Origin of the sequence: Mesorhizobium sp. B1-1-5 (assembly GCF_006443065.1) — a bacterium.
Classification (GTDB): domain Bacteria; phylum Pseudomonadota; class Alphaproteobacteria; order Rhizobiales; family Rhizobiaceae; genus Mesorhizobium.
Genome location: NZ_VFWS01000261.1, coordinates 1 through 1,949 on the forward strand (window position 1 = coordinate 1; position 1,949 = coordinate 1,949).

The following is a 1,949-nucleotide window of genomic DNA, read 5'->3' on the forward strand; positions in this document are numbered from 1 at the left end:
CACAGAGATATCGAAAGGAAAAGGTCATGGGTGACACACGACGGGTCAAAGACGACCTGAACCGGGGCAGTAACGACATGAGTACGGCAGTCATCGAGGCGTTTGAGTTGCTGAACGCCGGCACCAGGAAGCACTACCGAGGCGCGGGGGACACCTCCACCGCAGCTCGGGAGAGGGCAGCAAGGGAAGCGGGGATATCGCCAGCGCAAGCCGAGCGGCTGTGGAAGCGTTGGCGGACCATGGCCAGCGTCGACGGGGATGTCTATCGCGCCCTGCGCAATCGGTACTGGCATCTCTGCGCATGGGTGGAAAACGCGGCAGCCGCGATGGAGCGGGAGCAGCGGGAAATCGAGGAAAGCAATGCGGTTGATCAAGGCCATCCGGCGATGGGTGGCGGCATGGCGGGCGCTTCGCGCGGCTCGTCGGAACAGGAGATGAGATGAGCAGAACCAAGGCAAAGGCAGCACCGGCCGGCGAGGGCCACAACTCCAAGGAACTAACGGAGAACGAGCGCAAGTCGCTGTTCTTCCACCACCTGCGAAAGCGCATGGCGCACAACGCCAACATTGCCGAGGCGGGCGCCGCCAAGAAAGCCGACGGCAAGACCGCGCAGGCTGACGGGCTGGTCCTCGGCGATATCGATTATGCCATCAAGGCAATCGGTGCCGACGACAAGAAGACGGTCACCGACCGCTTCGTTGCCGAGGGCGAGATCCTTTCCTGGCTGGGTCTGTCGAGCGGCTTCCAGTCCGACATGTTCCGCGACCGTGCGCCGGCCGTCGAGAAGATTGAACGCGCTGGCGAGTTGGCCGGCCTCGCCGCGCTCGGCCGCACAAGTGGATACGCAACCGGCTCCGATGAGGATACCCGCTGGCTCGATGCCTACGACAGGGGCCAAGCAACGGTGCGCGACAACTTCGAAGCCGCGATGTTGAAGAGGAATGCGGCCAAGGACGAACTGATCAAAGGCGCCGACAACGGCGACGATCCGTTCGACGATGCAGACGCCGACCTCGAAGCGGCGGAGTAACGGCCATGCTCCATCTTTTCCGCCGTCCCAAGCCCGCAGACAGCATCACCCTGTCCATGATCGATGCCATTGCCAGCATGGAAGTCGAGAGCGATCCCGGCATCCTCAACCGGTCTGCAAATGCCATCGACGTCATCCTGGATGATGCGCGTGGCGAGCGCGAACGGCTTCAGCGTGAAATCACCGACCAGCAGGAACGGTTGCGGCAGACCAATGTCGTGATCGCTTCCTTCGAAGCGGCAGCGCGGGGGCTGGAGGTCGGCGCGGATCCTGATTTCGATGAGCCCGCATCACCTGCGATCCCGGTCAGCAGGAAGCGCGGCCGCCGGCCTGAACTCGTGGCGGCGGAGTAGCCGGGTGCTCATCCTTGGAATGGATATCGCGACGGTTACAGGCTTCGCCTGGTACGAGCCCGGCTCATCGCTGTCTTCGATCAAGACCGGCCTCATCAAGGCCGTCGGTGAGAACGCCGAGGAGAAGGCGGAATCGCTCGGCCGCCAATTGCGCGACATGATCAAGGGCAACCGCCCCGACTTCGTGGCGATCGAGCAGCCGATGCGCAATGTCGTCTCGTTCAAGAAGACGCGCCAGACGCTTGCCGGCCCGGTCGACGAGCAAACCATCAACCCCAACGCCTTGCAGCTAGAGGGGCTGGTCTGCGCCGCGGTGGCCATCATCGGCGGCGGCTATGGCATTCCGTGGGAAACCATTCCGTCGTCGACATGGCGGAAGCATTTCCTCGGCATGGGGCGCTCGCCAGGTTTCGACCGCGCCATGTGGAAGCGGGCCGCAATCGAACGCTGCCGGGTTCTGAAGATCGACGTGAAGAATGCCGATGCCGCGGAAGCGGTCGGCATCGCGATGGCCGGCGAGGCCTGTCAGCGGTTCAAAATGGCGAGGGCGGCGTGATGATTTCAAT

4 protein-coding genes are annotated in these 1,949 nt (G+C 63.3%); all 4 read left to right on the top strand.

Annotated features, from left to right (window positions below):
* Positions 1-443: hypothetical protein (locus FJ980_RS30155; RefSeq protein WP_348640671.1), on the top strand; the 443-nt coding region annotated here is incomplete at its 5' end.
* The gene (locus tag FJ980_RS30160) at positions 440-1,030 is read left to right on the top strand and encodes a hypothetical protein (protein WP_140547256.1); all 591 of its coding nucleotides are present in this window, start codon (positions 440-442) and stop codon (positions 1,028-1,030) included. The genes FJ980_RS30155 and FJ980_RS30160, both read left to right, overlap by 4 nt.
* 5 nt (positions 1,031-1,035) lie before the next feature.
* A complete protein-coding gene (locus FJ980_RS30165; protein WP_140547257.1) occupies positions 1,036-1,383 on the top strand; it encodes a hypothetical protein in 348 nt (115 codons plus the stop codon).
* Positions 1,384-1,387: 4 nt separating this feature from the next.
* Entirely contained in the window at positions 1,388-1,939 is a 552-nt protein-coding gene (locus tag FJ980_RS30170; RefSeq protein ID WP_140547258.1) for a hypothetical protein, read from the top strand.
* Positions 1,940-1,949 lie beyond the last annotated feature (10 nt).